Below are 6,252 nucleotides of genomic sequence, written 5' to 3'. Positions count from 1 at the left end.
GACCTTCATCAGAAGGTCTTTCCATTTCTGCTGTTTTCTGATTTCCGCGCCCTTGCCACAGAAAATCTTGCGGCGTTACCTAATTTCTTTTATATGGTAAGGGTCCATAATCCATCAATAAGCATCGCTTTAGGTGAGGATATATCCCTTTAGTTCTCTTGCTTTTCAAGGTACCGCCTCAATTTTTGCATATACTCCGGTCCATCCATTTGATCCTTCACGATCAGCTCAATCAGACACAGTTTTTCACCGTTCAAATCCTGAGCTTTTTTGATGGCATCATCCAGTTCGCTGTTCGTTTCGACCCGGGCAGTGAAGGCTTCACGACCAAATGCTTCAGGCAATTTGGTATAGTTCCACGCTGGAATCTCATTGTATGTCTGTTTTTCTATATCCACCTTGACGTTCAAGAATTTTTCAATCGTATAGCCATCGTTATTGAGGACAAAAATAATGGGTTTACAGCCATTTTCCAGCATCGAACTTATTTCCTGTGCAGTTAGCTGTAGTGAACCGTCACCGGTAAACAAAAGAACACGGCGGTTTTTATCCGCAATGCAAGCGCCGAAAGCAGCTGGTGTGGCATATCCGATGCTTTGCCATCCTCCTTGTGCTATATAAGTCACGCCTTTTGGCAGCCTAACCTGTGACATTCCGTATGAAAATGTTCCAGTTTCCGTGACCACAATGTCATCTTCCTTTAACATCCGTTGAATTCGCGGGTAATAAGAAAACGCCTTCAGTGGTGCAACTGAGTCACCGGCCATTGAATCATACGGAAACGCACTGACGGTAACCGATTCCTCCTGCCTGAAGCCGATGTCCATGAGAGCATGCAGGAAATCCTCCGCTCTGACGTTCATATAACTGGCTGCCCCTACTTTTAAAGAATCAGGTTGAATCTCCACTATTTTCAAAGGATCAAGCTTTGCTGTCTTTTTTGAGGTATTCGTATCAGACCAAACCGGACCGACGGCAAAGATACATTCCGCTTCTTCCACGGTCTTTGTCACTTCCTGACTCCCGAACGCTCCAGCATAAACCCCGATATACTGTGGATGGCTCTCATCGAAACCGCTTTTCCCCTGCATTAATGAAGCGACGGGAACATTCAACCGCTCCGCAAGCTGCTGCACGGATTCCCCAAGGTTATAACGAAGTGTTTTCATGTCGACAAGCATTGCCGCTTTCTTTACTGGTTCCAGCATTTTTTTTATGTGTTTGACCGCTGACTGCAGGGCTTCCTGATTCGTTTCGGCCTCATTTTCCAAAGGCTCACTGTGAGACAGCACTGGCTTTGAAACAAGATCGATAGCCACAACCATATAAACCGGCTTTTTCTTTGTCTTCGCAATCCTGATGGCTGTCGGTATCTCCGTAGCCGCGTTCTCAGGTGTTAAAATCACCGTATAGCCCGTGATGTGCTCGTACACTTTACGAAAAACATCAAAATCTCCATCCATTAACGTATGATGGGCCATTGCCTTCTCTTTTTGCATCATGGACTTTGGCGACCCGACGATATGGATGAGCGGTACATTTTCACTGTAAGCACCCGCGACTGCATTACATGCGCTCATTTCTCCAACACCAAAGGTTGTGATTAATGCCGCAATGCCCTTCACCCTCGCATAGGCGTCCGCAGCATATCCAGCATTGAGCTCATTTCTTCCATTAATGAATTCAATCCCTTCATATTCCTCCAAGGTATCTAGCAATGAAAAATTATAGTCTCCGGGCACACCAAAAATCTCCGTAATTCCTTCTTCTTTTAAACAATCATATAAATATTGTCCCAGTGTTCTGTTTTCCATGAAATAAACACTCCTCCGCATTATTATGTCTACTATATTTATACCCAAACATAAATAGGTTAACCGTGTAAGTGTCCAGGTAATGAAGATCTTCCCCTGGCTACACTACAACTCTATGGAAACATCCATGCTAACGATTTGATCAGTGAACAAAGTAAGAATTTGATTCATTATTAAATCGAAATAACTGAAAATTCTTGATTTACCATACTTTTTTGATTTATATTTGAATTAATGGAAAGCAGGACAAGGAGGAGCATGATGAGTGATAATAATGTAAAAAAAATTTTGGAAAGCATCATCAGCACTTCCAATAATAATATTACCGTGACGGATGAAAAGGGATTCATTTTATTTACAAATCCCAATCATTGGTGGATTTACGGGATTGAACCGGACCATTACCTCGGGAAATCCGTTTACCAGCTTGAAACCGAGGGGATTCTCTCACCGTCGATTTCCGCGATGGTCTTGAAAGAAAAAACGCCCGTCCAAATCATGCAGCATACAAAAACAGGGAAAATCGTTATGTCGACAGCTTATCCCATCTTTAATGATGATGGTGAACTGATTCGAGTCGTCAGTTATACCCAAGATCAAACGGAGATCAGGAAGCTTCAAGATCAATATGGCCAATTGGAGAAAAAGATCCAAGAATATCAATCCGAGGTCGAAGAACTCAGGGAACAAGAAGAGCTGATTTACCGAAGTAAGGAAATGCGGCAAATCGCCAAAACGATCCTGCGTGTTTCCAAAACAGATGCCACGGTCATGCTACTTGGCGAATCGGGGGTAGGAAAGAGCGTCTTTGCCCGAAGGCTCCATAATCAAAGTTATCGAAGGAAATCACCCTTCATTGAAGTCAACTGCAGTACCATACCAGAAAGCCTTTTCGAATCCGAAATGTTCGGGTATGAAGCAGGCTCCTTCACTGGGGCGCAAAAACACGGGAAGGAAGGCTTAATTGAACAAGCTGATAACGGAACGCTTTTTCTGGATGAAATTGGCGAGCTCCCTTTGGATATGCAAGTGAAATTATTAAATGTCCTGCAAGAGAAGACGTTTAAAAGAGTTGGCGGAAAAAAAGAGCATAAGGTTGATTTCCGGCTTGTAACGGCAACCAATCAAAACCTTGAGGAAATGGTTGAAGCGGGTGCCTTCAGGCTCGATTTGTATTACCGCTTAAATGTGATACCAGTCCAAATACCGCCTTTACGAGAAAGAAAAGAAGATATTGCCATCCTAATCAATCATAATCTCGATATCATCAACAAGAAATATAACACGAATAAGAAATTGCATCCTTCCACATATGAAATCCTGATTCACCATAAATGGTCCGGGAACGTGCGAGAATTGGAAAACCTAATTGAACGGCTCATTTTGACCTCTGAAGACTCCCTCATTTTCCCTGGCTTCCTCCCCGCCCATTTGCATGGTCAAGTCTCTTCGGGGAATAAAGAAGATACGTTGATGCTCGATCAAATGCTGGTGGACGACCGAGATCTTAAGACAGCTCTTGAACAAGTGGAAAAGTGGATGTTGCTCAAGGCGAGCAAGCAATGTAAATCCACTTATGAAATGGCGAAATCCTTAGGCATCAGCCAGCCCTCGGTGGTGAGGAAAATGAAGAAATACAAAGATCAAATGCCGTTATCGTAAGCCAGTATAATCAAACTTGTATCTATAGTAATAAGGGGGCCCTGTCCGGCAAGCTTTTACCTCTGTGGCTACTTAGGCACCTCCATTCCATGTAATGGATAGAAACGAAGTTTTACTTTACCGATATGTAGACTAAGCGGTGAGCTTCGATGCTATATCACCAATTAATTATTTCCAAGCATCCTTTTTCCCTTTCATTGTAAATCCAATTATAATGAGTAGGTGGAACATATTAACATGGTTATCCATGACAAATTAACACTCGGAGGTAATGAAGATGAAAGTAGTCGCAATTGTTGGAAGCATTCGTAAAGAGTCTTATAACCTAAAGCTTGCCAAATATATTCAAGCTAGGTATCAAGATCGGTTCGATCTGGAGATTTTAAACATTCGTGATTTGCCCTTCTATGATCAAGATATTGAAAACGATCCCCCTGCCGTCGTGAAAGAATTCAAAGGCAAAGTGGCCGATGCAGACGCCGTTCTTTGGATAACCCCTGAATACAATGGAACGATTCCTGGCGTATTGGGCAATGCCATAGATTGGCTATCACGTGTGGAGAAGGTCTTGATTGGCAAACCATCATGGATTATGGGTGCGTCAATGGGCCAGCTCGGAACGGTTAAAGCCCAACTTCATTTACGTGATATCTTATTCGCACTAGGCATATCCTCTCCACTCTTACCGGGAAATGAAGTATATGTAGGAGCCGTGCATGATAAGATTGACAGTGAGGGCAGCCTCACACATGAATCGACTGTCCAATTCATCGATACGGTCGTAGATAACTTCATAGACTGGTATAATCATCATACTCGCTAAGACTTAGGAAAACGCCTAACCTACCTGTCCAGGGGATAGGTAGGTTAACTTTGGCGAAGGGCATCAAATAAATACATCTCTTCGATTGTACATTAGCCGTAAAATAAGTATGGTGTCAGACATTTACGGGGCAGTTCAATTTTTCTACAACTTGAAACACTTCCGAGTGTTTTCCGCATTGGTAACTTATTGCACGGTTGTTGTAACCGAACCATGAGTATATTGGCCAGATTCACTAATATCTTTGGCTAAAACTGTTACAATATCTCCTTTATTTAAATTTGGAACTTGTACGGAATATACATCAGGGGCGTATTTATTTTTTTTGGCAGTGGTAACCCGTTTTCCATTTACATATATTTCATAAGTCGAGGCGATTTCCATTGTTTCACCTTCAATGGTGACGCTTTTTCCAGCTTTAAGGTTATTAACCGTTACTTTATCTTCAGGTCTGCTCATATCACTTACACTGAATTCTTTTCCTTTTGTCACTTGTCCGGACGAATCTTTTGTATCCACTCGCAAAATATCGCCTGGTTTTAATGCTTCGCCTGGATAATTGAAACTTGCTCTATTACCCCAAGCTTTATAATAGAAATAATAGATATTACCTGATCCTTCATATTTGTGATTACGGTAAAAGTTGAGTGTTAGATCTTCAGCTGGATGTTCAACTTTTATGGTATTTTCTCCTGCAAATGCTTCAAGAATAGTAATTTTACTAGTGATGGAAGGACTAGTTTCCGTTACCGATTCAGGTGTAGATAATACTGCACTCCCATTATTGTTTTTAACTGCTTCTTGCTGTTTTGGTTTCTCTTCCGGTTTTACTTCTGAAGTGGGATTTGAATCTGAATTACTTGGCAGGTCCCCTACAGCACTCCTTGCATCTGCAGCGCTGTAAGCGAACCCCGATACTAGCATGGTCATTACTGGTAGAGCTACGATTATTTTTTTCATTTTTCTTCCCTTCCCATCTGCATTCAATATTTAGGCTATCTTGTAATTAGTAACTTTATTTCTTATGTGTAATGAAATCTCTTGCCCAAAGAAAAACACCACTAGAAGAGTTCCATGGTTTTTTTCTTATTGCACGGTTGTTGTAACCGAACCATGAGTGTATCGGCTAGTTGCATTCATATAACTGGCAAAAACTGTGACAGTATCTCCTTTATTTAAATTTGAAACTTGTACGGAATATACATTAGGGTTAAATTTATTTTTTACAGTAAAAATAACCGGCTTTCCATTTACATATATCTCATAATAGGGAGCTATCTCCATTGTATTACCTTCAATAGTGACGTTTTTTCCAGCTATAAGGTTATTAACCGTTACTTTATCTTCAGTTACTTCTTCCTGTTTTGGTTCCTCTTCCGGTTTACCTTCTGAAGTGGGATTTGACTCTGGATTACTTGGCAGATGACCTACTGCACTCCCATTATTGTTTTTAACTGCTTCTTCCTGTTTTGGTTCCTCTTCCGGTTTACCTTCTGAAGTGAGATTTGATTCTGGATTATTTGGCAGATGGCCTACTGCACTCCCATTATTGTTTTTAACTGCTTCTTCCTGTTTTGGTTTCTCTTCCGGTTTACCTTCTGAAGTGAGATTTGACTCTGGATTATTTGGCAGATGGCCTACTGCACTCCTTGCATCTGCGGTGCTGTAAGTAAACCCCGAAACTAACATGGTCATTACTGGTAAAGCTACGAATATTTTTTTCATTTTTATATCCTCCCCATTTTCATTCAAGATTTAGTTTATCTGGTAATCATTAACATTACATTTATAAAAGATTAATAATCTTGTAATTTATTATTAACTTTATTTAATAAAGCTTGAACTATGTGAAGTTGGGAATGTTCGTTATCAATTTTGGGGCTTCATAATCTTTTGTTTTTTCTTTTTTTACTTGATTTTGGATTGGGTGTTTCTGCACGATTTTTTGTACTT

At 40.9% G+C, this 6,252-nt stretch carries 5 protein-coding genes; 2 read left to right on the top strand and 3 right to left on the bottom strand.

Going from position 1 to position 6,252, the window contains the following annotated elements; all coding sequences use genetic code 11:
- Positions 1 to 149 precede the first annotated feature (149 nt).
- Positions 150 to 1,814, bottom strand: a complete 1,665-nt coding sequence (locus QNI08_RS22180) for an alpha-keto acid decarboxylase family protein (RefSeq protein ID WP_285769517.1) — start codon at positions 1,812 to 1,814, stop codon at positions 150 to 152.
- Positions 1,815 to 2,075: 261 nt separating this feature from the next.
- Between QNI08_RS22180 and QNI08_RS22175 the strand changes: the two genes are divergently transcribed.
- Together QNI08_RS22175 and QNI08_RS22170 are read left to right on the top strand one after the other, a co-directional pair.
- Positions 2,076 to 3,476: a sigma-54 interaction domain-containing protein gene (locus QNI08_RS22175; protein ID WP_483313813.1), complete on the top strand. Its 1,401-nt coding sequence runs from the start codon at positions 2,076 to 2,078 to the stop codon at positions 3,474 to 3,476.
- Between the two features lie 277 nt (positions 3,477 to 3,753).
- Positions 3,754 to 4,299, top strand: a complete 546-nt coding sequence (locus QNI08_RS22170; RefSeq protein ID WP_285769515.1) for an NADPH-dependent FMN reductase — start codon at positions 3,754 to 3,756, stop codon at positions 4,297 to 4,299.
- Between the two features lie 186 nt (positions 4,300 to 4,485).
- On the opposite strand, the gene QNI08_RS22165 is transcribed toward QNI08_RS22170, so the two are convergent.
- Positions 4,486 to 5,259 (bottom strand): LURP-one-related/scramblase family protein, encoded by a 774-nt coding sequence (locus tag QNI08_RS22165; RefSeq protein ID WP_285769514.1) that lies wholly within the window; start codon positions 5,257 to 5,259, stop codon positions 4,486 to 4,488.
- A 126-nt stretch (positions 5,260 to 5,385) separates the two neighbouring features.
- The gene (locus QNI08_RS22160) at positions 5,386 to 6,024 is read right to left on the bottom strand and encodes a hypothetical protein (RefSeq protein ID WP_285769513.1); all 639 of its coding nucleotides are present in this window, start codon (positions 6,022 to 6,024) and stop codon (positions 5,386 to 5,388) included.
- Positions 6,025 to 6,252: the final 228 nt, after the last annotated feature.

The sequence above is a fragment of the Peribacillus folii genome (assembly GCF_030271255.1).
Taxonomy (GTDB): Bacteria; Bacillota; Bacilli; order Bacillales; family DSM-1321; genus Peribacillus.
The sequence above is the reverse complement of the archived record's forward strand: the minus strand, read 5'-3'. Positions and strand labels throughout refer to the sequence as shown.